Source organism: Streptomyces sp. NPDC001902 (assembly GCF_042891295.1).
Classification (GTDB): Bacteria; Actinomycetota; Actinomycetes; order Streptomycetales; family Streptomycetaceae; genus Actinacidiphila.
In genome coordinates this window covers 1-23714 of sequence record NZ_JBIATA010000027.1, presented here as the reverse complement: position 1 = coordinate 23714, position 23714 = coordinate 1, and the positions used below count along the sequence as shown (strand labels likewise).

Sequence of the window (23714 nt, the reverse complement as noted above, 5' to 3'; positions counted from 1 at the left end):
GGGGATCGACTCCGTGGGCACGGAGCACGGCGATCGCATCGCCGCGCCCTCGGCTTCGGCTTCGGCTGGTCCACGGGTGCACCGTGGGCGAGCAGCACCTTCATCGCCTCGATGCTGAACTCCTGCCGGCAAAATGCAGCAGAGTGAATCCCCGGTCGTCCTGGGCTCAGGGGTCCGTGCCCCGTGCCAGTAGCTGTTCGATCGCGTCGGCGTCCTTCACCAGAGCGGCGTGATGCAGAGGCGTCCTGCCGTGAGGATCCGGCTGGACGGTGGGCAGGCGACACGATCCCATGGTGCGGAGGAGTGGATGACCCGGGGGGGGTTGCGGGCCGTAGCTTCGGGTGGCCCGGGCCGCAGCGATGGGCGCGCGGGGCGGGCTGCGCGTGCATAGGGTGGGTGGCGATGGGGCGGCCGGGCGACGGGAGGCTGGGATGAGCGCACAGGGCACGGACGCGTACACCGACGGCAACGCGCTGGCCGGGCCGCTCCGGGAGATCTTCGCGGTGGACATGACGGCTGCCGAGGGCCGCTGCGTGGGCTGCGGGCGTACCGGGCCGGTGGCCACGCTGCGGGTGTACGACCACTCCCCCGGGCTGGTGGCCCGCTGTCCCGGGTGCGACACCGTGATCCTGCGGGTGGTGCGCGGGCCGTCCGCCGCGTGGCTGGACCTGCGGGGCTCGGTGAGCATGCGCATCCCGCTCCCCGAGTGACGTCGCCGGGCTGACAACCGGCCCGGTCGACCGCCGCACGGGTCTTGGCTCTTCGTGCCGTGTGCCCAACACTGTGCCGATGACGACGCGAGCGGAGTGGGAGATCCTGCTGGACCGGCTGGCCGTCGACGAGCTGATCAGCGGCTACGCGGCGGCCGTCGACGACGGCGACTGGGCGGCGTACGTCGCGCTCTTCGCCCCGGACGGCCGGGCCGATTACTCGTCCGCGGGCGGCATCGCCGGACCCGCCACCGAGGTCGCCGACTGGCTCTCCTCGACGATGCGCCTGTTCCCCGTGCGCCAGCACCTGGTCGTCAACCGCCGGATCGCCCTCGACCCGCCGTCCGCGGTGGCGCACGCCGACTACGTCAACCCCATGCGGCTCGGCGAAGCGGGGGCGGGCCCGACCGCCCCCAACTTCGTGTGCGGCGGCCGCTACACCTTCGGTCTGCGGCACACCGGGACGGGCTGGCGGATCGCGGAGGTGCTCGTCCGGGAGAAGTGGCGCTCCTGAGGCGGGGCGGAGCGGGTAAAGGGGGCGGAGGGCGTACGAGCGGGCAGGGCCACGGACGCGGGTGTATCCAAGAGTCATGGATGTTGCACGACGCCTGGAACAGTGGGGGCGGTCGTGGCGGCCCGGGCATCTGCTGGTCGCCGCCATGCTCACGCTGATCCTGATGGTCACCGTCGTGGACATCATGTCACCGCCCGACGTCCATCTGGGGCCGTTCCTGGTCGCCGCCCCCGCGATCACCGCGTCGTTCGCGGGGGCCAGGACGACCGCGGTCGTCGGCGGCGTCGCGGTGGTCGCGCAGGTCCTCGTGGCGGCGGTGCGCACGACACCCCTGGACCTCAACCACTCGGCGCAGATCGCCACCCTGGCCCTGATGTCGGTGCTGGCGACCTTCTTCGCCCATCTGCGCGTGAAGCACGAGCGGCAGGTGACCCGGCTGCGCTCGGTCGCGGAGACCGCGCAGCGGGTGCTGCTGCGGCCCATCCCCCGGCGCATCGGGCCGCTGCGCATCGCCTCGGTCTACCTCGCCGCGGAGGAGGAGGCACAGATCGGAGGGGACCTGTACGCGGCCGTGCGCACGGACACCGGGACCCGGGTGATCGTGGGGGACGTCCGCGGCAAGGGCATGGAGGCGGTGAACGAGGCCGCGCTGACCCTGGGCGCCTTCCGCGCCGTGGCGCACCGGCAGGCGGAATTGCCGGCGCTGGTCCTGTGGCTGGAACAGGCGATCTCCTCCGACCTCACCGACCCCGCGGCGCAGGCCGGGCAGACCGAGGACGAGGCGGAGTCCTTCGTCACCGCGGTCGTCGCCGACATCCCGGACGACGAGCCGGTGGTCCACCTCGTCACCTGCGGTCATCCCCCGCCGCTGCGGCTCCACGAAGGCCGCGTGACCCCGCTCGACATGCCGGCGCCCGCGCCGCCGCTGGGGCTGACGCAGTTCGCCGGCGGGGAGCCCTCGGTGCGTACGTTCGCCTTCGAGCCGGGCGACACCCTGCTGCTGTACACCGACGGGGTCGTCGAGGCGCGCGACGTGGCCGGGTCGTTCTACCCGCTGACCGGACGGCTCGCCGGGCAGCCGGCCGGTGATCCCGAGGTGCTGGTGGAACGGCTGTGCACGGACCTGCTGGCCTACGCGGGAGGCTGCCTCGGCGACGACGCGGCCGTGCTGGCGATCAGCCGGTCCCCGGCCCTGGTGGCGGCGACCGGCCGCGCGGGCGGTCGCCCGCCCTCGGCGCCGCCGCCTCCCCATCAGGCGGCGCCCCCGGGGTGAACGCCGTTGCCCGCCGCGGAGAGCGCGGTCACCCGGCATCCCGGAGGGCGCTCGGGGTATCCGGTCTGTGACACGGGGAGACCACGACCGGAACAGACCAGAAGAGGGGGGAAGTCCGTGGCTCGGTTGGCGTTGCGCGGGCATTCGTCGGAGACAAGGCAAGAGGGGCGGCGGTCGCCACTGGCCTCGCTGGCCCGGTGGGCGGCGATGGCGCTGGCGTTCGTGGCGATGGTCGCGTTCGGGGCGGTGCTGGCCCGCGCGACGCTGGCGCCGTCGTACGCCTCTGAGGGCCTCGCGCACGCGAACATGCACCCGGGCGCCTCGCTGCGCCAGTACTACGAGCGGTACACGGTGGCGGGCGCCGTACGGCAGGTCGGTGGGAACGTGCTGCTGGGCATGCCCTTCGGCGTGCTGCTCCCGGTGCTGGCACCGAAGGCGCGCGGGGCGCTGCGCGTGGTGGTGACGACGGGCCTGGTGATGATCCTCGTGGAGCTGGCGCAGGGGGCGGTGGTGCAGGGCCGCGCCTTCGACATCGATGACGTGATCATGAACACCACCGGTGCCCTGCTGGGTTACCTGCTCTTCGGGCGCCGCCTCGGCCGGGCCGTGCACGCCGTCCCCCCGGCGGCCCCCGCCCAGGCCCCGGCCCCGGCGGCGAAGCCCGCGGGCGGCACGAGGACGTCGAGGATCACGAAGGTTTTCGGGACCCGCGGGAGCGGCACGGCCGGGACGTCGGGGAAGCCCGGGAGGTCCGGTAGGACGACGAAGGCCGGCAAGGGCGCCAAGGCCGCGCAGGCGGCGCCCCGCAAGTCCTTCCTGTCCTTCGGGACGGTGCGCCGCAAGGCCGCCCGGCGCTCCTGAACAGGGCCCGGAAACCCTCCCGGGCCACCTGGCGCTCCGCCGCTGGTACGTCCCTGACCAGCGGCGGAGCCGCATGGAGTGCGTCACATCCGAGCCGGAAAGGCTTTCCCCCGAGCACGACCCTTTGTTAGACAGGGTGGATTCATCCCCGATTGCCCCGGGAGCGAGCGACATGAACGACGACGACGTCCCGGTGCGCCTCCACGCGTTCGAGCTGGACTTCACCGACCACGAGACCCGCCGCCGGGCCGAGGTCCTCGCCGCCCTCGGCGACGACTGGGACCCGGTCGCCGTGCTGCGCGAGGAGGACGCGGCGTACCGGCTGCTCTACTCCGGCCTCGACGACGAGCAGGAGGCGGTGTACCGCACGCTCGTGGCGGCCGGCGTGCTGCCGCCCCGTGAGGGGTCCGAGGAGGACGACGGTGCTGCTTCCGATTGATCCCACGGCCGACCCCGGCCGCCGGGCGTGGGTCCCCTGCCCGCGCTGCGAGGACCACCGGGAGTGCGCCACCTGCGCCGCGGGCCGCAACTGCCCCGACCACTGGCGCTACTTGCTGTCGAACAAGGGGCCCGTGGTGCATCTGCAGTGCCCCGGCTGCACCCACATGTGGGCCTGGGACTCCGGTTTCGGCGCGCACCACCGCAACGGGGCCTGAACACCGCGCGGCCGGGCCGTCCCCGGCAGGCGGCGGCCCGCCTGGTGTGCGAGGCTCGGGGTGTGGGCTGCCCCCGTCCGCGGGGAGCAACCGCGGACCCCTCAGGGAGGCGATCATGGAAACCGATGCCCTGACGGCCGGCACCCTGCGAGCACTGCGCGCGACCAGGCCGTATCCGGCGGTGTCGCTGACCATGCCGACGCATCGGCGCGAACCGGACAACGCCCAGGACGCCGTACGGCTGCGCAATCTGCTCGCCGAGGCCGAGCGCCGGATCGAGCACGATCCGGAGGCGTCCCGCCGTTCGCGGATGGCCATCAAGACGCAGCTGAAGGCCGCCGCCGCCGAAGTGGACCTGCGCTACTCGCTGGACGGGCTCGTCATGTACGCCACGGAGCGGGACCACCAGATCTGGACGCTGCCCCGGGCCGTCCCCGAGCGGGTGGTGCTCAGCGACAGCTTCCTGACCCGCAACCTGGTCGCCGCGAAGGCCAGGGCCCTCCCGTACTGGGTGCTCACGGTGGCGGCCGACCGGGCGACCCTGTGGAGCGGCAGCGGCCAGTCGCTGCACCCCCAGGACGCGCAGGGCTTCCCCATGGAGCCGGACCCCGTGCAATGGGACCCGGAGCGGCAGGAGCAGGTCGGGGACCACCCGAGCACCTTCCGGGACGAGGAGACGCGGCGCTTCCTGCGGTCCGTCGACGGCGCCCTCGCCTCCCTCCTGGCCGCCGACGGCCGGCCGCTGTACCTGGTGGGCCTGCCGGACGCGGTCGCCCTGCTCAAGGAAGTCGGCACCGCCGCGGACGCCGCGGTGGCCGTCGTGCACAAGGGCGGCCTGGCGAACGGCCCCGCGCAGACGCTCCTCCAGGAACTCGCCCCGGCGCAGCGGCAGTTCGCCGAGCGGGAGACGGAAAGGACCGGCCGCAGGCTGGTGGACGCCCGTAGCCGCAGGACCTTCGCGGCGGGGCTCGACGAGGTGTGGGAGTCCGTGTCCGAGGGCCGTGCCGAACTCGTCGTGGTCGAGGAGGACTTCCAGCGCACGGTACGCCTGAGCGACGGTCACCTCACTCCGGTGGACGGTGACGGCCCGGAGGCGGGCGGCTTCGAGGACGGCATCCGCGAGGACATCGTGGACGAGTTGGTCGAGGCGGCGCTCGACAAGGGCGCCGAGGTCCGCTTCGTGGCGCCGGACAGCCTCGCCGAGCACGACCGGATCGCGGCGGTGCTGCGCTACTGAGCCCCCGCCAGGACGCCACCCGGGTCCGCTGTCGGTGGCGCGGCCCGGGTGACGCGTGCCAGGGTGCCAGGGGGTCGGTGAGCGGTCAGGACGCCTCGGCGGCGGCCTTGATCCGCTGCCCGAACGCCGGGGCGTCCTTGCGTGCGGCGCTCAGGGCCAGACCCACCAGCAGCTTCCCGAGACCGTGCCCCTCCAGGTGGTTGAAGATCCGCACCCGGGTGGTGGTCTCGGACACCGGCTGCAGGTCGTAACCGCCCTCGGCGGTGACCAGGTTCTTCGACTGCTCGGTCCAGCGGATCCGGTTGGGCGGGTCGAACTCGGTGATCCGGAACTCCCGGTGGGACTTCATCCCGGCGTCCTTCACGACGCTGGTGAACACCGTGCCGACCGCCGTCGGGGCGTCGGGCGTACGCAGGATCTCCTGCACCCGGGGGCTGAACTTGGGGTCGTTGCGCCCGTCGGCGAGGAAGGCGAAGACCTCCGCCACAGGACGGTCGACCTCGACGACCGCCTCGAATTGACCGCCCATGTCGCTCCTTGATGGCTCGTTGGATCGTCGGCTGCGCCGACCCGGCCACGATAGAGCGCCTCGCCACCCCGGGCACCTCCGCGCGTTCCGGATCGGCGCCGCACGCGGTGAGCGCTGCGGCTCCCCCGCACGTATGGAAGGCCGGGTCCCCTCTCGGGCCCGCGGCAGTCAATGCCGGTGACCTGCAGGTACGGAAGCGGATGTAGGGGGCACGTTGAGGCGCACACGGCGTCAGGTGCAGCGCGCGCTGCGGCTCGTGGCCGTCGCGGGAGTGGTCTGCGGCGGAGTGATGATGTCGCAGGCCTTCGGGGCGGCCCCCGACGGCACGCGGACCGGGAGCGGCAGCCAGGTGCTGGACGCCCCGGACGGCGCGCAGGGCGGGCAGGGCACGGCGGACGCCGCGGGCCTGGCCAGGGACCTGGCGGCGCGCCTCGGCGACGCCCGGACCGGCGGGAGCTGGGTGGACGCCGAGGGCCGCCCGGTGGTCGCCGTGACGGACCGGGACACCGCGGCCGAGGTCGCCAGGGCGGGCGCCCGGGCGGAGGTCGTCCGCTACAGCATGCGCGACCTGAAGGACGCGGCCGGCGAACTGCGCGAGGCCCCCCGCGTGCCCGGAACCGCCTGGTCGGTCGATCCGGTCTCCAACGAGGTCCTGGTGCTGGCCGACAGCACGGTCTCCGCCGACGAGTGGGCGCGCCTGCAGTCCGTCGCGGACGGCATCGGCGGGCAGGTCCGCATGGAGCGCACCGCGGCCGACTTCACGACCAGGACCGCGGGGGCCGCGCCGATCCTGACCCGGGGCAGCCGCTGTTCCGCGGGCTTCAACGTCACCAACGGGACGACCGACTTCATCCTGACGGCCGGTCACTGCGGCCCGCCGGGCACCGCCTGGTTCGCCGACAACCAGGGGACCAGGCCCGTCGGCACCACCGTCTCGACCTCCTTCCCCGGCGGCGACTTCTCGCTCGTGCAGTACCAGAACGACGGATCGGACCACAGCAGCGTCGTCGGGGTCGGCGCGGGCCGCGTGGTCCGGATCACCGGCGCGGCCGACCCGTTCGTGGGGCAGGAGGTTTTCCGCAGCGGCAGCACCTCGGGGCTGCACTCCGGTCAGGTGACCGGGCTGAACGCGACGGTCAACTACCCCGAGGGGACGGTCAGCGGTCTCATACAGACCTCCGTGTGCGCCGAGCCCGGCGACAGCGGCGGCCCGTTGTTCGCGCAGGGCTTCGCGCTCGGGATCACCTCGGGCGGCAGCGGCGACTGCACGGCGGGCGGCATCACGTTCTTCCAGCCGGTGAACTCGGCGATGGCGGCGCTCGGCGTGAGCCTGCCGCGCGCCACGGACAGCGGTGACGCCCCGGCGCCGGCCGCCGGTGGCGACGCGCCGGGCGCGGCGCCGGCCGCCTCCGCCGGTGCGCCCACCCGTGAGGCGGGCGGGGGCGCGGGGGGCGGCTCCGGCGGCACGGGCGGCTCCGGCAACGGTCAGGGCGGGCAGCAGGCGGCCCCGGGGGTCCCTGCCGCCCCGACGGCGCCGGGTGGTGCGCCGGTCTACCCGGGCACCGCGAGCGATCAGACGTCGCTGGGCGCGATCGGCAGCGGGGGTGGCATCGGCCCCGGTCTGCTGATCGTCGCCGTCAGCTGCCTCGCGTTCCTGGCCACTCGGTGGATCCGTCCCGCCGCGGGAGCCGGCGGGGGCTACGGCCCAGGAGGCTGGGACTGACCGGGCGCAACGAGCGGGCCGGGCGGAGGATCATGGAGGTATGACCAGCTCACCTCGCGCCCGCGCCTTCGACCGGGCCGCCGGACGGTACGCCGCGAACCGTCCCTCGTACCCGCCGGCCCTCCTCGACGCCGTGGAGGAGCTGGCGGGGCACCGGCTGCACGGTGCCCTGGTCGCCGACGTGGGCGCGGGGACCGGCATCGCCACCGCGCTGCTGCACCGGCGCGGCGCCCGGGTGGTGGCCGTGGAGCCGGGCGACGGCATGGCCGCGGAGCTGCGCCGCAACCTGCCGGACGTCGCCCTGGTGCGCGGGGACGGCGACCGGCTGCCACTGGCCTCCGGCGCCTTCGACTTCGTGACGTACGCGCAGGCCTGGCACTGGACCGATCCGCGGCGGTCGGTGCCGGAGGCGCTGCGGGTGCTGCGGCCGGGCGGCGCGTTCGCGCTGTGGCGCAACGACCCCGACGTGTCGGTGCCGTGGATCGCCGGCGAGCAGGACCGGCTGGGCGGCTTCTTCGGGAAGTTGTCCCATCCCCGCTCGGGGCGGCTGCCGGCCGGGCCGGGTTTCGCCGAGCAGCGGCTGCCGTGGTCCCGGCGGGTGCCCGTCGAGGTGCACCTGGCGAACCTCGGCACCCAGTCGGCCTTCCTGGTGCTCGGCGAGGAACGCGCCGGCGCCTTCCTCGCCGCCGAACGGGAGCGCCTGCTGCGGCACTTCCCGGACGGCGTGGTCGAGGAGCACTACGTCGTGACCTTGGTCCTCGCGGTCCGCTGACGCGCGGCCCGGACGGCCCCGGACGCCCCGGGCCGCCCGCGGTTGATCAGGACGACGCCCGCGATGCCGATCGCCCCGCCCGCCAGTTCGGTGGGCCGGGGGATCTCGCCGAGCCACACGAAGGCGACGAGGAGGGCCACCGGCGGTACGAGGTACAGCGCCGCCGTCGAGGTCGCGAGGCTGAGCCGGGCGACCGCGTACCCCCAGATCACGAAGCCCAGCGCGGACGGCAGCAGGCCGAGGTAGACCGCCGAGGCGAGGGCCGGGCCGGGGGCGTGGGCCGCCGCCCGCACGGTGCCGGGGGCGAGCGGCAGCAGCATCAGAGTGCCGGCCCACATGGCGTAGCAGGCCACCTCCAGTCCGGTGTGGCGGCGCAGCAGCGGTTTGGTGGCGGCGTGGTAGACGCCCTGGACGACGGCGGCGCCGAGGACGACGAGCGCGCCCGCGGTGAAGTGCGCGCCGCCGCGGGCGAGGGCGATGACGGCGGCCCCGCCGATCGCCACGAGGCTGCCCGCGACGACGGTGCGGGTCAGCGGTTCGCCGAGGAAGGCGGTCGCGAGGAGCACGCTGAAGGCGGGGGCGATGGCGACCAGCAGGCTGGCGGTGCCCGCGGGGACGTGGACCTCGCCCCAGTTGAGCAGCAGTTGGTACGCGGCCATGCCGGTCAGGCCGCACAACGCGATGCGCGGCAGGTCGCGCCGCCGTGGCCGGCGGACGCCGAGCAGGGGTGCGGCCACGGCGAGCGCGGCGGACGCCAGGGCCAGCCGCAGGAAGGACAGACCGGCGACCCCCAGCCCCTCCAGGCCGACGCGGATGGCGGGGAACGCCGAGGCCCACAGCACGACGGTGCCGGCGAGGGCGAGGACACGGGGCGAGGGGGCGGGAGGCTTCACGTGTCCCACTGTCCCGACTAGGATGGAAAAGATCCAGTTACTCTTTCTTCCGAAAACGAGAAGGTGGACTTTATGCTCGACGTCCGCCGGCTGAGCCTGCTGCGGGCCTTCTCGGTGCACGGCACGGTCGCCGCGACCGCCGAGGCACTGCATCTGACCGGCCCCGCCGTCTCCCAGCAACTCGCCGCGCTGGAGCGGGAGACCGGGGTCCCGGTCCTGGAGAAGCGGGGCCGCACGCTGCGGCTGACCCCGGCCGGGCGACTGCTGGTGGAGCACGCGGAGGTGATCCTCGGCGATCTCGCCTCCGCCGAGGCCGCGTTGGACAGGCTCCGCGGGGGCGCCGGCGGCCCCGTCCGCGTCGCCGCCTTCCCGTCCGCGGCGCGCACCCTGATGCCGGAGGTGTGGCGGCTGCTCGCCGGCGGGGATGCCGGTGCGCCGACCGGGCTGAGGATCGCCGAGCACGAACCCGCCGCGGCGGTGGAGCTGCTGCGGCGCCGTGAGGCCGACATCGCCGTCGTCCACGCGTACAGCCTGCTGCCGCGCGAGGTGCCCGCCGGCTGCGAGCAGCACCATCTGGTGGAGGACCCGGTGCTGCTCGCCGTTCCTCCCGCGCTCGCCGCCGAACACGGCCTGGGCCCGGGCGAGGCCCTCGACCTGGCGCTCCTCGCCGGGCAGGAATGGCTCATGCCCGGGCCGGACACCTCCTGCCACGAACTGACCCGGCGGGCCTGCGGCGCGGCCGGATTCGTGCCCCGGCCGGTGGCACTGGCCAGCGACTTCTCGGTGCTCACCGCCCTCGTCGCGGCCGGTGCGGGTGTCGCGCTCGTCCCGCGGCTGGCACTGCCCGCCGCCCTGGACGGCGTCAGCCTGCACCCGCCCGCGCACCCGGTGACCCGTACGGTCTCGGCGCTGCTGGCCGCCGGCACCGCCGGGCAGCCGCCGTTGCGCCGCGTGCTGGAGTGTCTGGTGGCCGCGGCGGGGCGGCACGCCTAGCGTGGGCGGAGCGGCAGCGGGGACCGCCCGGCACAGGAACCGAGGGAGCACGCATGAAGAGCGCAGATCTGCTCGCCGACGCCTTCGGCAGGATCCAGGAGACCGTGCACGAGGCCGTCGACGGCATGCCCCTGGACGGCCTGCACGCGCGGCCCGACGAGGGGGCGAACTCGATCGCCTGGCTGATCTGGCACCTGACGCGCATTCAGGACGACCATGTGGCCGGCGTCGCGGGCACCGGGCAGCTGTGGACCGACGGCGGCTGGGCCGACCGCTTCGGCCTGCCCTTCGCGCCGTACGACACCGGGTACGGCCACCGCCCCAAGGACGTCGCCGCGCTGCGCGTCGCGTCGGGCGAGCTGCTGACCGGCTATCACGACGCGGTGTACGAGCACACCCTGGGCTACCTGCGGACGCTGCGCGAGACGGACTTCCCACGCGTCGTCGACACCAGCTGGGATCCGCCGGTGACGCTGGCGGTACGGCTGGTCAGCGTGGTGTCGGACGACCTGCAGCACGCCGGGCAGGCCGCGTTCCTGCGCGGCTGCGTGGAGCGCGGCGCGCTCTAGCGGCGGTCAGACGCCCGGTCAGGCGCCCGGTCCGGCGTCGGCCCGGTCGTACTGCAGCAGCACGACCCCGTTGCCGAAGGTCTGGGTCCCGGCGAGCCGGAGGGCGGTGAGCGTGCCGGCGTCGGGGAAGACCGGCCTGCCCCGGCCCAGCACGACCGGGTGGACGTAGATCCGGTACTCGTCGACCAGTCCCAGCCGCAGGAACGAGGCGGCGAGGTCGGCACCGCCGAGCACCAGGTCGCCGCCCGGCCGCGCCTTGAGCTCCAGGACCTCCTCGGCGACGACGTCGCGCACGATCGTGGTGTTCCACTCGGCCCGCTCCAGCGTCCGCGAGTACACGAACTTCGGCATGTCGCGCCAGATCCCGGCGAACTCCGCCTCGGCGGGGCTGCTCTGCGGGTCGGCGTCGGCCGTGGGCCAGTAGGCGGCCATGAGCTCGTGGGTGACGCGGCCGCTCAGGAAGGCGCCCATCGTCTTCAGCCGCTCGTTCATGTGGAGGTGCAGTTCCTCGTCCACGCGGTGCCAGTCGATCTCACGGTCGGGCCCCTCGAAGTAGCCGTCGAGGGACACCGCCATCTGCAGGATGATCTTTCGCACGGGGGTCCTCCCCTGGGTTGCCTACGACCCACCGGACGATACGCCCCCGGGGTCGCCGGGGACGCCCTTCACGGGCGCGCTCCGGAGGCGCCGGAGGTGGTCCCCGCCGGTTCCTCGACGGCGCTGAGCGGGGCGGCCAGGGACTCCAGGCTGCGCCGCTCGGCGCGTACCCCGATGGCCGCCTCGACCAGGCCCGCGAGGGTCATCAGGGCGGCGCCTAGGCAGAAGGCGAGGGTGGTGTCGCCGGGCTCGCCGCTGCCGACCAGGCCGTTGAAGAGCAGGGGGCCGGTGATGCCGCCGAGGGCGGTGCCGACGGCGTAGAAGAAGGCGATGCACAGCGCACGGGTCTCCAGCGGGAAGATCTCGCTGACCGTCAGGTAGGCCGCGCTGGCTCCCGCGGAGGCGAGGAACAGCACCGCGGTCCAGCAGGCCGTCATGGTGACCGCGCTGAGGGCACCCTGCTGGAACAGCCAGGCGGTGCCGAACAGGAGCAGGCCGGAGCCGACGTAGCTGCCGGTGATCATCGGCTTGCGGCCCACGGAGTCGAAGAGGTGACCGAGCAGCAGCGGGCCGAGGAAGTTGCCGACCGCGATGACGGCGAAGTAGTAGCCGGTGTCGCCGTTCGGCACGTCGAAGAAGGTGGTGAGGATGACCGCGTAGCCGAAGGTGACGGCGTTGTAGAGGAAGGCCTGGCCGGAGAAGAGCGCGAGACCGAGCAGCGTGCGGCGCGGGTACTCGCGGGTGACGGTGCGGGCGATGGTGAGGAAGCCCAGTTCACCGCGGGGGCGGATGAGGATGCTCTCGCCCGGCTCCGGCAGGGGCTTGCCGCTCTCCTCGGCCACCGTGCGCTCGACGTCGGCGACCAGGCGCTCGGCCTCCTCCGCTCGTCCGTGGGTGAACAACCAGCGCGGGCTCTCCGGCACGTGACGGCGCACCAGCAGGATGACCAGGCCCAGGACGACGCCGATGCCGAAGGCGAGCCGCCAGCCGACGTCACCGGCGAACAGTGAGGTGTCCAGCAGGGCGATGGACGCGAACGCGCCCACGGCGGCGCCGATCCAGAAGCTGCCGTTGATGATCAGGTCGATCCGGCCGCGCACCCGGGCGGGGATCAGTTCGTCGATCGCCGAGTTGATGGCGGCGTACTCGCCGCCGATGCCGAAGCCGGTGAAGAAGCGGCACAGGATGAAGAACCAGGCGGTCCACGACACCGCGGTGACCGCCGTGGCCGCGAGGTAGACGGCCAGGGTCACCATGAACAGCTTCTTGCGGCCGAGCCGGTCGGTCAGCCTGCCGAAGAACAGCGCGCCCAGGCAGGCCCCCGCGACGTACACCGCGGCCGCCAGCGTGGTGACCTGGGCGGTGCTGATGTCGATGCCGCTGCCCTGCTCGGCCAGCCGGCCCGCCATGTTGCCGACGATGGTGACCTCGAGGCCGTCGAGGATCCACACGGTGCCCAGGCCGATGACGATGCGCCAGTGCCAGCGGGTCCACGGCAACCGGTCCAACCGGGCCGGCACATCGGTCCGCAACGCTCCCGGCGGGTCGGCGTGAGCCGTCGACGCTGACATGGTCACCTCCGTGAACGAGCCGTTCTGTCCGGAAGCGCGCCTTCCCCCGCCGGGGGCGTTCATGCTGCGGGCGGTCAGCCGTAGAAGTTGCGCTCCCAGCGGTGCCGGGCCAGGACCGCGAGTTGTTCCGGCGTCAGGGGCCGGCCGTCGCTCAGCGCGGTGTTCCGCTCGACGTTGCGCACCGACCGCATGCCGGGGATGACGGTGGAGACCGCGGGGGCGCTCAGCACGAACCGCAGGGCGGTCTCCGCGATGTCGTCGGGGTCGATGCCGAGGTCGGCGACGATGGCGTCCACGCGGCGCTCCACCTGCGCGGTGCGGTCGTCACGGAAGTAGCGGTTGCGGAAGTCCCCTTCGGGGAAGGTGGTCCCGGCGGTGATCCGGCCGGTCAGGCCGCCCTCGTCGAGGGCCACCCGGACGATGACGCCGACGCCCTGCTCCTGGCAGGCGGGGAGCAGCGCGTCCGCCGGTGCCTGGTCGAAGACGTTGTAGATCACCTGCACCGTGTCCACGAGCCCGCTGCGGACCAGGGCGAGGGCGTTGTCCGGCTCGTGGTCGTTGACCGACACCCCGAAGAGCCGGATCTTGCCCTCCTTCTTCAGGTCGGCGACGGTCTCCGCCCAGTCCCCGCGGCCCACCCACTCGTCGCTCCAGACGTGGAACTGGAGCACGTCGAAGTGGTCGAGCCCGGCGGCCCGCAGGCTGGTCTCGAGGCTCTCGCGGATGTGGTCGCCGGGGAACGCCTCCGCCGGGTCCACGCCGTCGGGGGCGGGCCACAGGCGGTTCTTCGGCGGCACCTTGGTGGCCACGAGGATCTCGTCACCGGCCCGGGCGCGGTCGCGGACGACCCGTCCGACGATGCGCTCGCTCTCGCCGTAGCCGCGGGCGGTGTCGATGAGGTTCACCCCGAGGTCGACGGCCCGGTTCAGGGCGCGCAGCGACTCGTCCTCGGTCGCGCCCACCCACGCGGACTCGCCGATCCCCCAGGCTCCGTAGCCGATCTCCGACACCCGCAGCCCGCTGCGTCCCAGGTCCCGGTAGCGCACAGTCGTCCTCCACTCGTGCCGTCACCCGCGGAGTGGTCTCCGCAGCCACGACGATAGGCGACCGGCCGGCACAAGGTCGTCAGGGTTCCTTCGCGGCGCCCTCGGCGGTGACCGCGCGCATACCCCAACGGGGCCCGGGGCGCGGCGCGTTCGGCGATTCCGGGCCTTCGGCCCACCCGCGGGTCCTAGCGTGGTCGGCCCAGTACGGATGACGGGGGGAGAACAGGGGGACCGCTGTGCCGAACCCGTCCGGCGGAGGACCGCCGCGGCGCCGCATGATCGAGCCGACGCGCATCATCACCGCGCGGGAGACGCCCGGAGGGCCGGACGAGCCGTGGGAGGAGTCCCTCGGCCTCTTCCGCCCCGCCGGCGGCGCCGCCCCGCCCCGGGAGGGCGGCCCTGACACCCAGCCGCTGCCCCGCACCGGACCGCCTCCGCGACGGGCCGCGCCCCGGGCCGCGGATCCCCGGGCTGCGGACCCCCGGGCCGGGACCAGGGCGGCACCGCCCCGGCGCTCCCCCGGCACCCGGCGCGCGCTGCGCGTCGCGCTGCTCACCGGCACCGGCGGCGCCGCCGGATTCGCGCTCGCCCTCGCCCTGTTCTCCCCCGGCGTCCTCCACCCCGGTACCCCGCAGGGCGCCGCCCCCGCCTCCCCCTCCGCACCCGGCTCGCCCGGCTCGCCCGGTGCGGGCGCGATCAGCGGGGTGCTCCGGCAGGGCGACGCCGGACCGGCCGTCAGCGAGCTCCAGGCCCGGCTGCTGCGGATCCCGGACGTCTACGCGGACGGTGCCGTCGACGGCCGCTTCGACGGGCGCCTCGCTGCGGCCGTCGCCCGTTTCCAGGTCTGGTACGGCGTCCGCGGCGACGAGAGCGGTGAGTACGGCGACGCCACGCGCCGCGACCTGGAGTCCCGTACGTCGCTCGCCTCGGGCTGAAGGCGCCGCCGGGCGGGCCCGCCTGGCGGCGCCTTCGCGACAGGTGAGGCGGCCGAACGCCTTATAGATTGGTTGCGTGGCCCTGCCGGACACGGGGGACGACGAGCACGCCGTGGCGACACCGCAGATCGACTACGCGGCGCTGTTCGCGGCGACCCCGAGCCCGTACCTGGTACTGGACGCGGCGCTGGTGATCGTGGGCGTCAACCAGGCGTACCTGGCGGCGACCAAACGCACCCGGGACGACCTGATCGGCCAGTACATCTTCGACGCGTTCCCCGACAACCCGGACGACCCGCTGGCCGACGGGGTGCGCAACCTCAGCGCCTCCCTGCAGCGGGCCCTGACCTGCCGCGAGCCCGACACGATGGCGCTGCAGAAGTACGACATCCCGGTGATGGACGATCCCGGGAGGTTCGAGGAGCGCTGGTGGAGCCCGATCAACACCCCCGTCCTCGGGCCGGACGGCACCGTCGCATGGATCATCCACCGGGTGGAGGACGTGACCTCGTTCGTCCAGGCCCGCCGCCACCGGCACGGGCTGCAGGGCTCGGACCTGAGCGAGCGGGAGCAGGCGATGGAGGCCGAGCTGTACGCGCGGGCCCGGGAGCTGCAGCGCCTCAACGACCAGCTGCGCGAGGCCCACGCCCGCGAACGGCAGGTCGCCCTCACGTTGCAGGAGGCCATGCTCCACTCGCCGGACCTGCACCAGCACGAGGACATCGCGGTGCGCTACCTGCCGGCCGCGGGCTCGCTCAACGTGTGCGGCGACTGGTACGACGTGGTCAACCTCTCGCCGAACCGCTACGCGGTGGCGGTCGGCGACGTCGTGGGCCACGGCCTGGAGGCCGCCAGCGTCATGGGGATGCTGCGCAGCGCGCTGAGCGCGGCCATGCGCACCGTCGACGGTCCCGCCAAGGCCCTGGAGGTCGTCGGCCTCTACGCCCGCTGCGTCGAGGGCGCCGTGGCCACCACCGCCGTCAGCGCGCTGATCGACAAGGAGCGGCGCACGATCAGCTACAGCAGCGCCGGGCATCCGCCGCCCGTGCTGCTCCACGGCGACGGCACCTGCGAACTGCTGGACCAGGCCACCGACCCGCCCCTGGGTGCCCGCCCCGCCCACGTCGCCCGGCCGCAAGCGGCCTTGACGTACCGCCCGGGGGACACGCTGGTGCTCTACACCGACGGCCTGATCGAGCGCCGCAGGGAGGACATCTACACGGGCCTGGCCCGGCTGACCTCCGCGCTCGCCGATACCCCCGGCCTCGGCGCCGAGCGGCTCGCGGACGCCCTGCTGGCCCGGCTCGGCGTCACCGGAGGCGCGGCCGACGACATCGCGCTGGTCACCGTGCGCCTGTGAGGCGCGGGCGGGGCAGGACCGCGCGGTGGCCGGGCGGTCCTGCCCGGCCTACCGTGATCTGAAGGGGTCCGGCGTGTCGTGGACCTGAGGAACGAGGAGGCCGCGGGTGCCCGGTCGCGGTGCGCGGGAGTGGCTGCGGGTCCGTGATCCGGGCCTCCGGGCGGTGCGCCGTTCGGTGCGGGTGACCCTCGTGGCGTGCCTGAGCTTCTACGTCGCGCGCTACGGCTTCGGCCAGCCGGTCGTCGCGATCTACGCCCTCTTCGGCGCCGTGGCCTCCGGTGGCCTGTCCTACGTGCCTGGTACGCCGGTCGAGCGCGCCCGCACCCTGCTGGCCGCGCTGCCGGTGGCCGCGCTGCTCATCGCCCTGGGCACGGCACTGGCCGTCAGCGACTGGACGGCGGCGCTGGGGATGCTCGGGGTCGGGTTCGCGGTGACGTACGCGGGGGTGGGCGGGCCCAAGCTGGTGGGGCTCGCCAACGGGCTGCAGCTGTTCTACATCCTGCCGTGCTTCCCCCCGTACCAGCCGGAGTCGCTGGGCCTGCGCCTGTGCGGTCTGGTGGTCGGCGTGCTGCTGATGGCCGCCGCCGAGGTGTGGGTGTGGCCGGATCCGTCACCGGGCCGCTACCAGGACCGGCTCGCCCACGCGTGCGAGACCGCGGCGAAGGCCCTGCGGTCACTGGCGCTCGAGCCGCCGGTGGTGACCGAGCGGCTGGGAAGCCTGCTGGGGACGGCGCAGCAGCTGCGCATGAGCCACGTGCCGAAGGACGAGCGCCCGGCGTCGGCGGGGGCACGCGACCGGGCCCTGTGCCAGGGGGCCGCGTACCTGCGGCACCTGCTGGCGCAGACCGGGCAGTTGGCCGAGGACGCGGCGGAGCGCACACCGGCCCCCGACCCCGCCCGGTCGCGGATGCTGCTGGCCTCGGCCACCGCCTGCCACAGTGCCGCCCGGGCGCTGAAGGGCGAGACCCCGGCGCCCCTGGTCGCCCCGTGCGCGGCCGCCGCGGCGGCCTTCGAGGAGCACCGGGCCCGCCGGCCGGTGTCCGGGGGGACCTCCGCCACGACGGTGCGGGACGGGGCGATCGCGCTCGACATCGCGTACACCGCGGCCTTCCTGGTCACCTCCGTGCGGATCGCGCTCGGCGCGCCGGTGCCGCCCGACACGACACGGCCCGAGGAGCGGCTGGGGCCGTTCTGGTACGCGGGGCAGTCGCCCGTCGCCCTGTACGGGCACCGGATGCGGGCTCATCTCACGCCGCGCTCGGTCTACTTCCAGAACGCCGTGCGCATCGCACTGGCCCTCGCCGCGGCGCGCCTGATCGCGGGCGGGCTCGACCTGTCGCACGGCTTCTGGGCGCTCCTGACCACGCTGACGGTGATGCGCACCAGCGCCGCCGGCACCCGTACGACCGTGGTCCCCGCGGTGCGGGGCACGCTGGTGGGGGCCGGGGTGGCCGCGCTGCTGCTGTTGCTCGTGGGCGACCACACGCCGGTGTACGCGGTCATGATGGCGCCCGTGTTCTTCCTCGCGTTCACGGCGGGGCCGGTGCTCGGTCTCGGCTGGGGCCAGGCGTTCTTCACGGTCGCGGTGGCCTCGGCCTTCACACAGATCGCCCCCTCGGGTCCTGAACTCGCCGCGTTCCGGATCGCTGACGTGGTGACGGGTGCGCTGACCGGCATCGTCGTCGGGCTGCTGGCCTGGCCGCGGGGCGGCACGGGCGAGCTGGGGCGGGCCTGTTCGCGGCTGCTGGACCAGGGCACCCTGGCGGTCACGCGGATCACCGAGTGCATCACCGGGACCGGGACGGTGGGCGACGCGCTGTCCAGGGCCCGGCTCGCCCAGCTGATCGCGGAGGCCAGCTACGCGCAGTTCGCCACCGAACGCGACGCCCCTGGTGCGGGACCCGCGCTGCCGACGGACTTCCAGGCGATCATGCTGGCCGGGAACCGCGTCCTCACCATGGGGCAGACCCTCGTCGACCACTGCCCGCCGGGCGCACTGGCCGCGTGGCCGCTCAGCGCCGCGCACCTGCGGGACGCGGCCCACCATCTGCGGCTGACCACACTGCCGCTGACGTACGACCTGCGCTCGGGCACGATGCGTCCGGCGCCCGCCGAGTCCCCGCGACGGAGCGTGCCGACGGACCGCACGGTCATCGCGGACGTCTGCGCCGCCTCGGGCGGCCGGGCACCGGACCCGCTGCTGTACTACGCCGTCGACGCCGCGATCTGGCTGGCCAGCCTGCAGCGGGTGGTCACCGCGATCACCAGGCCGGCGGAAGATCCGGCAGCAGTGCCGGGTTGACGACCGCGAGGATCGTGGCCACGTCCTCACGGGGCACCGCCGGCCACAGGATCGCCCGGGCCCCCCGGTACTTGGCGGCCAGCCGCAGCCGCTGCGCCTCGTCGAGGCGCGCGGCCCGGTCCGGGTGGCTGTTGTGGGCGTTGTCGGCGATCTTCACCAGGGCCGCGTCCCGGTTGGCGGCGATCCGGCGCAGTTTGTCCTCGTAGGGCACGCCCGGCTGGTTGGTGACCTGCTCGACGATGCCGACGACCCGCTCCGGGACGCCGGCGGCGCGCAGCCGGCCGGCGGTCCAGGGGGTGTCCTCGATGGCGTCGTGCAGGAGTCCGGCCATCTGCAGGTCCGGCCCGAAGGCGGCGAGGCCCGCCGCGACCGCCCGGACGTGCTCGATGTAGGGCACGCCGATGCGGTCGGTCTGGCCCTCGTGCGCCAGGCGGGCCAGGGCCTCGGCGTCGGCCACGCTGTTCACCTTCATGGCAGCCCATCCTCGGGCGCGCCGGGCGGGCCGGTCCAGCCTCAGGTCAGCGTGGCGAGCAGGCGCTCGGCCAGCGGGCCGGACGAGGCCGGGTTCTGACCGGTGATCAGGTTGCGGTCGGTCACCACGTGGGGCGTCCACGGCTCGCCTTCCTGGAAGTCCGCGCCGAGGGCGACCAGACGGTCCTGCAGGAGCCAGGGGGCACGGCCGGCGAGCCCTCCCTGGGTCTCCTCGGCGTTGGTGAAGCCGGTCAGCCGGTAGCCCGCGAACGGCCAGCCGCCGTCGGCGCGTTCGGCGGCGAGCAGGGCCGCGGGACCGTGGCAGACGACGCCGAGCGGCTTGCCCGAGTCGAGCGCGGCGGTCAGCAGGCGTCCGGAGACCGGGTCGACGGCGAGGTCCTCCATCGGCCCGTGCCCGCCGGGGTAGAACACGGCGGCGTAGTCGTCGAGGTCCGTCTCCTCCAGCTTGACCGGGCGCCGCAGCACCGTCATCGCCTCCAGTTCCCCGGCGAGGGCCCGGGCACCCTCCTCCCCGCCGTTGAACTCGGCGGCCAGGCTCCCCCGGTCCACGGCCGGCACGACGCCGCCCGGGGTGGCCACCACGACCTCGTGGCCCGCGGCGGTGAGGATCCGGTACGGGGTCACGGCCTCCTCGGCCCAGAAGCCGGTGGGGTGCTCGGTGCCGTCGGACAGCGTCCAGGACGAGGCGCCGGTCAGGACGAACAGGATCTTCGCCATGTCAGGTCTCCTTGATGTGCTCGGTTGCCACCGGACCGCGTCGGAGCGGGCCGGACGGCTCGACGGTAGGGCGGACCTCCCATTGGCATCCAATAGGATCGCCATCATGAGCCATACCGTTTCCAATGGGTCGCCGGGAATACGCCCGGGGCACGGGGGCGGGGGCACGGCAGGGGGGTCGCTGGACCTCACGCTGCTGCGCACCTTCCTGGCGGTGCACCGCGCCGGTTCCTTCACCGCGGCCGCGCGGCTCCTGGGGCTCTCCCAGCCGACGGTGACGACCCAGATCCGTACGCTCGAAGGCCAACTGGACCGCGAGCTCTTCGAGCGGCTGCCACGTGGCGTCGCCGCCACGCCCTTCGCCGACGAGCTCGCCGGTCGGGTGGCCGAGCCGCTCGACGCGCTGGCCGCCGTCGCCGACCGCGGGCACGGCGACGCGGGCCTCCCCGCCGAGCCGGTCCGCCTCGGCGGCCCCGCGGAGCTGCTGTGCGAGCGCGTGCTGCCCGCGCTCGCACCGCTCGTCGAGCGCGGCGTACGGCTGCGGATCGGCACCGGGCTCACCGACGTCCTGCTGGAGTCGCTGCGGGCCGGGCAGCACGACCTGGTGATCTCCACGCACCGCCCGCGCGGGCGCCTGCTCAGCGCCGTGCCCCTGATGGACGAGGAGTTCGTGCTGGTGGCCGCCCCGTCCCGGGCCGCCCGGCTGGACGTGGCCTCCGGCGGGCCCGGCGCGCTGAGCGGCGTCCCGCTCGTCTCGTACGCCGAGGACCTGCCGATCGCGCGCCGTTACTGGCGCCATGTGTTCGGCCGCCGTCTCACCGGCCATGCCGCCGTGACCGTCCCGGACCTGCGCGGCGTGCTCGCCACCGTCGCCGCGGGCGCGGGCTTCACCGTCCTCCCCCGCTACCTGTGCGCGGCGGCCCTGGCGGACGGCACCCTGGTCCCGCTGCTCGACCCCGACGACCCGCCCATCAACACCGCCTACCTCGTCCAGCGCCCGGGCGCCGACCACCACCCGCACCTCGGCCTCGTCCGCGACCTGCTGCTGCGCGAGGCCCGCGCCTGGTGAGGCGCGGCGCCGCCCAGGGCGCATGCTTGAGTCTCCCGCGGCGGGAGACCCCAGGATGGCCGACATGGACGACGACACCCTCCACAGCATCGGTGAGCTGGCCCGGCTGACCGGTCTGACGGTGAAGACCATCCGGTACTGGTCGGACACCGGAGTGGTGCCGCCGACCGATCGGACACCCGCCGGCTACCGGCTCTACGACCGGGCCGCGCTGGACCGCCTGGCCCTCGTGCGCACGCTGCGCGACCTCGGCATCGACCTCGCGGCCGTCCACTCCATCCTGGACAGGAAGGTCACCGTCGCCGAGGTCGCCGCTGCCCACGCCGAGGCACTGGAGGTGCAGATCCGCACCCTGCGGGTCCGCCAGGCGGTGCTGCGGACGGTCGCGGGGCGCGGGGCCTCGCCACAGGAGACGGAACTGATGCACCGACTCGCCACTCTCTCGGACCGTGAACGCCGCCGCCTCGTCGACGAGTTCGTCGACGACGTCGTGAGCGGCATCGACGTCGACCCCGGTTTCCCGGCCATGATGCGCGCCGCGATGCCCGAACTCCCCGACGAGGCCTCGCCGGAGCAGGTGAGCGCCTGGGTGGAGCTGGCCGAGCTGATCCAGGACGAGGACTTCAGGGCGGGCGTCCGCCGCGCCGTCGCCGACCAGAGCCGCGCCCTCGCGGAGGGCGGTCAGCCGGACCCGGCGGCGGCCCGCCGGACGGCCGAGTTGCTGCGGGAGCGCGCGGGCGGCGCCGTGGCGGCGGGCATCGGCCCGGCATCACCGGCGGCCCGTCCTGTCGTGGAGGAACTCGTCCGCGCGTACGCGGATTTGTCCGGCCGGGCAGACGGCCCGCAGTTCCGGGGATGGCTGGCCGAGCGGCTGGAGATCTCTCACGACTCCCGTTACGAGCGCTACTGGCAGTTGCTGGCGCGGGTGGGCGGGCAGGAGGCGCCGCCCGCGCTGGCCCCGGCGGTGGCGTGGCTGACGACCGCCCTGCGGGCGGGATGAGGCCGGGCGTCGCGGGGCGTCAGCGTTCCTCGGCGACGCGGGCCCGCTGCCGCAGGACTTCGGCGGCCCGCCGGCACCAGTCCCGGTTGCCCTCCTCGAAGGCCAGGCCCCGTAGGCAGGTGAGGTAGGGGCCGACGCGGCGGCCGCGACCGAGGAACTCCTCCTCGGTGCGGCCGCCGCGCATCCGCGCGAGGAGCCGTTCGAACAGCTCGATCTTGGCGTCGGCGAAGGCGGCCCGCTCGCCGAGCCGGGCGATCAGCTCCCCGGCGTCGACCACGTCCGCGGCCTGCACCGCCACGAGCAGGTCGTCGCGGATGAAGGAGGGTTTGCCGACCGCCGCCGCGAACCGTTCCAGCTCGGCGACCCCGCCCTCGGTGACGTGGAAGAGGCGCTTGTTGGGCCGGCTGTCCTGCACGACCTCACGGCCCGCGATCAGCCTCTCCTTCTCGAGCCTGGTCAGTTCGGCGTAGAGCTGCTGCGGCAGGGCGTGCCAGAAGTTCGCCACCCCGATGTCGAACGCCTTCGTCAGCTCGTAGCCGCTGAGTTCCCCGTCCAGGAGTGCGGCCAGGACCGCGTGCCGCAGGGCCATCCCGGCTCCCCTTCCGTCCGTCGTCACGTCTGTCCCGCCGTGCCGTGCTCTTCCGTGTGACCGCTCCTCATGATACTCAAGAAACTGAGTAATCAATTTTCTGAGTGTCGACGTCCGGAGCCGGACGACCAGGAGGAGCCATGACAGCCGCCGACCGCTTCCGGTCCGCCGTCGAGCGCCGCGATCTCAGCGCGCTGGACGAACTGTTCCACGACGACATCCGCCTCTACAGCCCGGTGAAGTTCACCCCGTTCGAGGGCAAGCCCATGGTGCTGGGGCTCTTCGGCGTCCTGCTGCGCACCTTCGAGGACTTCCACTACGTGGGGACCCTCGACGGCACGGTCGAGACGAGCGCCGACGGCACCGAGGCACCGTCGACGGTGCTGGTGTTCCGTGCCACCGTGGGCGGCAAGAGCATCCACGGCATCGACCTGCTGCAGGTCGACGAGGCGGGCCTGGTCAAGGAGTTCACCGTGATGGTGCGCCCGCAGTCCGCGGTGCACGCGCTCGGGGAGGCCGTCCTGGCCGGCCTCGTCGCCGACGGGCTCGTACCGGCCCCGTAGTGCGAGGGCCCGGCGCCGGGAAGGCGCCGCCGTCACGTGCCCGCGAGCAGCCCGCGGTACCAGGCGACGGTGGCGTCGAGCGCCTCGCCGAGCGGTGCCGGCCCCGCGCCGAAGGCCCGCTCGAAGGCCGAGGAGTCCATGACGGGCGGCTCGGTGTGCGCGCTGGCCGAGGCGTACCGCGCGTGGGCGGTCCGCCGGCCCCACCGCTACCTGCTGGTCCAGCGCACGCCCGTCCCCGGCTGCACCGCCCCGGCCGACACCGTGGAGCGCGCCAGGGCGGCCTTGGGACCCTTCCTGGGGGTCTTCGCCACGGCCTCCCCCACCGCGGCCGTCCTCCCCGTCGTCGAGGAGACGGGCAGCTGGGCACGCCGCGACGCCGTCGCCGCCTGGGTGACCACCCACACCGGGGAGCGCGCCGCGGCGGCCCCCGGTGTGCCCCTGGCGGGCGCCGTGCTCGCGTGGTCCCACCTGCACGGCGCCGTCGGCCTGGAGACGGCCGGCCAGTTCGAGGGCATGGGCCACAGCGGCGCCATGCTCCTGACCGCCCGGATCGACTCCTGGCGGACTCCTTCGGGCGCGCCTGAACCCGGGCCGAAGGGATCCGAACGGCTCCGAAGGGCTCCGAAGGGCTCCGAAGGGCCGCGCGACCTAGGTGCTGTTTCTCGGATCTCCTGACGTGATCATGCGTGTGGATTGACGCTGTTCAGCATGGTTGGCCGTGGAGACCTGACGAATGCGGAGTG

General features: G+C 74.2%; 26 protein-coding genes. 18 read left to right on the top strand and 8 right to left on the bottom strand.

Annotated features, from left to right (window positions below; genetic code table 11):
• The first annotated feature begins 431 nt into the window (after window positions 1-431).
• From ACFYYN_RS33635 to ACFYYN_RS33605, 7 genes are all read left to right on the top strand, one after another.
• Window positions 432-710, top strand: a complete 279-nt coding sequence (locus tag ACFYYN_RS33635) for a DUF6510 family protein (protein ID WP_499509531.1) — start codon at window positions 432-434, stop codon at window positions 708-710.
• A gap of 79 nt (window positions 711-789) precedes the next feature.
• Window positions 790-1224 carry a nuclear transport factor 2 family protein gene (locus ACFYYN_RS33630; protein WP_500548727.1) on the top strand — a complete coding sequence of 145 codons (435 nt, stop codon included), beginning with the start codon at window positions 790-792 and terminating at the stop codon, window positions 1222-1224.
• A 76-nt stretch (window positions 1225-1300) separates the two neighbouring features.
• Window positions 1301-2497: a PP2C family protein-serine/threonine phosphatase gene (locus tag ACFYYN_RS33625; RefSeq protein ID WP_500548726.1), complete on the top strand. Its 1197-nt coding sequence runs from the start codon at window positions 1301-1303 to the stop codon at window positions 2495-2497.
• 207 nt (window positions 2498-2704) lie between these two features.
• Window positions 2705-3358, top strand: coding sequence for a VanZ family protein (locus tag ACFYYN_RS33620; protein ID WP_500548725.1), 654 nt, complete (start codon window positions 2705-2707; stop codon window positions 3356-3358).
• A gap of 172 nt (window positions 3359-3530) precedes the next feature.
• On the top strand, window positions 3531-3797 hold the full coding sequence (locus ACFYYN_RS33615; RefSeq protein ID WP_500548724.1) for a DUF6400 family protein: 267 nt from the start codon (window positions 3531-3533) through the stop codon (window positions 3795-3797).
• The gene (locus tag ACFYYN_RS33610) at window positions 3784-4014 is read left to right on the top strand and encodes a hypothetical protein (protein ID WP_500324247.1); all 231 of its coding nucleotides are present in this window, start codon (window positions 3784-3786) and stop codon (window positions 4012-4014) included. The genes ACFYYN_RS33615 and ACFYYN_RS33610 overlap by 14 nt, the downstream gene beginning before the upstream one ends.
• Window positions 4015-4129: 115 nt before the next feature.
• Entirely contained in the window at window positions 4130-5251 is a 1122-nt protein-coding gene (locus tag ACFYYN_RS33605; protein ID WP_500548723.1) for a baeRF3 domain-containing protein, read from the top strand.
• An 85-nt stretch (window positions 5252-5336) separates the two neighbouring features.
• Here ACFYYN_RS33605 and ACFYYN_RS33600 read toward each other — a convergent pair whose 3' ends face one another.
• Window positions 5337-5780, bottom strand: coding sequence for an SRPBCC family protein (locus tag ACFYYN_RS33600; RefSeq protein WP_500324103.1), 444 nt, complete (start codon window positions 5778-5780; stop codon window positions 5337-5339).
• 214 nt (window positions 5781-5994) lie between these two features.
• Between ACFYYN_RS33600 and ACFYYN_RS33595 the strand changes: the two genes are divergently transcribed.
• Both ACFYYN_RS33595 and ACFYYN_RS33590 read left to right on the top strand, forming a co-directional pair.
• Window positions 5995-7503: a S1 family peptidase gene (locus tag ACFYYN_RS33595; protein WP_500548722.1), complete on the top strand. Its 1509-nt coding sequence runs from the start codon at window positions 5995-5997 to the stop codon at window positions 7501-7503.
• A gap of 40 nt (window positions 7504-7543) precedes the next feature.
• Window positions 7544-8275 carry a class I SAM-dependent methyltransferase gene (locus ACFYYN_RS33590; RefSeq protein ID WP_500548721.1) on the top strand — a complete coding sequence of 244 codons (732 nt, stop codon included), beginning with the start codon at window positions 7544-7546 and terminating at the stop codon, window positions 8273-8275.
• Here ACFYYN_RS33590 and ACFYYN_RS33585 read toward each other — a convergent pair.
• A complete protein-coding gene (locus tag ACFYYN_RS33585; protein WP_500548720.1) occupies window positions 8242-9168 on the bottom strand; it encodes a DMT family transporter in 927 nt (308 codons plus the stop codon). The two genes, ACFYYN_RS33590 and ACFYYN_RS33585, sit on opposite strands and share 34 nt — an antisense overlap.
• A 72-nt stretch (window positions 9169-9240) precedes the next feature.
• Between ACFYYN_RS33585 and ACFYYN_RS33580 the strand changes: the two genes are divergently transcribed.
• Window positions 9241-10161 carry a LysR family transcriptional regulator gene (locus tag ACFYYN_RS33580; RefSeq protein WP_500548719.1) on the top strand — a complete coding sequence of 307 codons (921 nt, stop codon included), beginning with the start codon at window positions 9241-9243 and terminating at the stop codon, window positions 10159-10161.
• A gap of 53 nt (window positions 10162-10214) precedes the next feature.
• Window positions 10215-10730 (top strand): mycothiol transferase, encoded by a 516-nt coding sequence (locus ACFYYN_RS33575; protein WP_500324098.1) that lies wholly within the window; start codon window positions 10215-10217, stop codon window positions 10728-10730.
• A gap of 18 nt (window positions 10731-10748) precedes the next feature.
• On the opposite strand, the gene ACFYYN_RS33570 is transcribed toward ACFYYN_RS33575, so the two are convergent.
• The 3 genes from ACFYYN_RS33570 to ACFYYN_RS33560 all read right to left on the bottom strand — a co-directional run bounded on the left by ACFYYN_RS33570 (window position 10749) and on the right by ACFYYN_RS33560 (window position 13944).
• Window positions 10749-11327, bottom strand: coding sequence for a dihydrofolate reductase family protein (locus tag ACFYYN_RS33570; protein WP_500548718.1), 579 nt, complete (start codon window positions 11325-11327; stop codon window positions 10749-10751).
• 68 nt (window positions 11328-11395) lie between these two features.
• Window positions 11396-12898, bottom strand: coding sequence for an MFS transporter (locus tag ACFYYN_RS33565; protein WP_500548717.1), 1503 nt, complete (start codon window positions 12896-12898; stop codon window positions 11396-11398).
• Between the two features lie 74 nt (window positions 12899-12972).
• On the bottom strand, window positions 12973-13944 hold the full coding sequence (locus ACFYYN_RS33560; RefSeq protein ID WP_500548716.1) for an aldo/keto reductase: 972 nt from the start codon (window positions 13942-13944) through the stop codon (window positions 12973-12975).
• Between the two features lie 275 nt (window positions 13945-14219).
• Here ACFYYN_RS33560 and ACFYYN_RS33555 point away from each other — a divergent pair, with 275 nt between their 5' ends.
• The 3 genes from ACFYYN_RS33555 (at window position 14220) to ACFYYN_RS33545 (ending at window position 18541) form a co-directional block, all read left to right on the top strand.
• Window positions 14220-14879, top strand: a complete 660-nt coding sequence (locus tag ACFYYN_RS33555) for a peptidoglycan-binding domain-containing protein (protein WP_500548715.1) — start codon at window positions 14220-14222, stop codon at window positions 14877-14879.
• Window positions 14880-14955: 76 nt separating this feature from the next.
• Complete coding sequence (locus ACFYYN_RS33550; RefSeq protein ID WP_500548714.1) at window positions 14956-16239, top strand: PP2C family protein-serine/threonine phosphatase; 1284 nt, start codon at window positions 14956-14958, stop codon at window positions 16237-16239.
• A gap of 106 nt (window positions 16240-16345) precedes the next feature.
• A complete protein-coding gene (locus ACFYYN_RS33545) occupies window positions 16346-18541 on the top strand; it encodes an FUSC family protein (protein WP_500548713.1) in 2196 nt (731 codons plus the stop codon).
• Here the strand turns inward: ACFYYN_RS33545 and ACFYYN_RS33540 are convergent.
• Window positions 18501-19013: an HD domain-containing protein gene (locus tag ACFYYN_RS33540; RefSeq protein WP_500548712.1), complete on the bottom strand. Its 513-nt coding sequence runs from the start codon at window positions 19011-19013 to the stop codon at window positions 18501-18503. The two genes, ACFYYN_RS33545 and ACFYYN_RS33540, sit on opposite strands and share 41 nt — an antisense overlap.
• Before the next feature lie 41 nt (window positions 19014-19054).
• Window positions 19055-19750: a type 1 glutamine amidotransferase domain-containing protein gene (locus ACFYYN_RS33535; RefSeq protein ID WP_500548711.1), complete on the bottom strand. Its 696-nt coding sequence runs from the start codon at window positions 19748-19750 to the stop codon at window positions 19055-19057.
• A 106-nt stretch (window positions 19751-19856) separates the two neighbouring features.
• Here ACFYYN_RS33535 and ACFYYN_RS33530 point away from each other — a divergent pair, with 106 nt between their 5' ends.
• Window positions 19857-20819 (top strand): LysR family transcriptional regulator, encoded by a 963-nt coding sequence (locus tag ACFYYN_RS33530; RefSeq protein WP_500548710.1) that lies wholly within the window; start codon window positions 19857-19859, stop codon window positions 20817-20819.
• Between the two features lie 64 nt (window positions 20820-20883).
• Complete coding sequence (locus ACFYYN_RS33525) at window positions 20884-21819, top strand: MerR family transcriptional regulator (RefSeq protein ID WP_500548709.1); 936 nt, start codon at window positions 20884-20886, stop codon at window positions 21817-21819.
• Window positions 21820-21838: 19 nt separating this feature from the next.
• Here the strand turns inward: ACFYYN_RS33525 and ACFYYN_RS33520 are convergent, their stop codons facing one another.
• Window positions 21839-22408, bottom strand: coding sequence for a PadR family transcriptional regulator (locus tag ACFYYN_RS33520; RefSeq protein ID WP_500548708.1), 570 nt, complete (start codon window positions 22406-22408; stop codon window positions 21839-21841).
• 140 nt (window positions 22409-22548) lie between these two features.
• Between ACFYYN_RS33520 and ACFYYN_RS33515 the strand changes: the two genes are divergently transcribed.
• Window positions 22549-22971, top strand: a complete 423-nt coding sequence (locus ACFYYN_RS33515; RefSeq protein WP_500324086.1) for a nuclear transport factor 2 family protein — start codon at window positions 22549-22551, stop codon at window positions 22969-22971.
• 138 nt (window positions 22972-23109) lie between these two features.
• Window positions 23110-23646: a TetR-like C-terminal domain-containing protein gene (locus ACFYYN_RS33510; protein ID WP_500548707.1), complete on the top strand. Its 537-nt coding sequence runs from the start codon at window positions 23110-23112 to the stop codon at window positions 23644-23646.
• Window positions 23647-23714 lie beyond the last annotated feature (68 nt).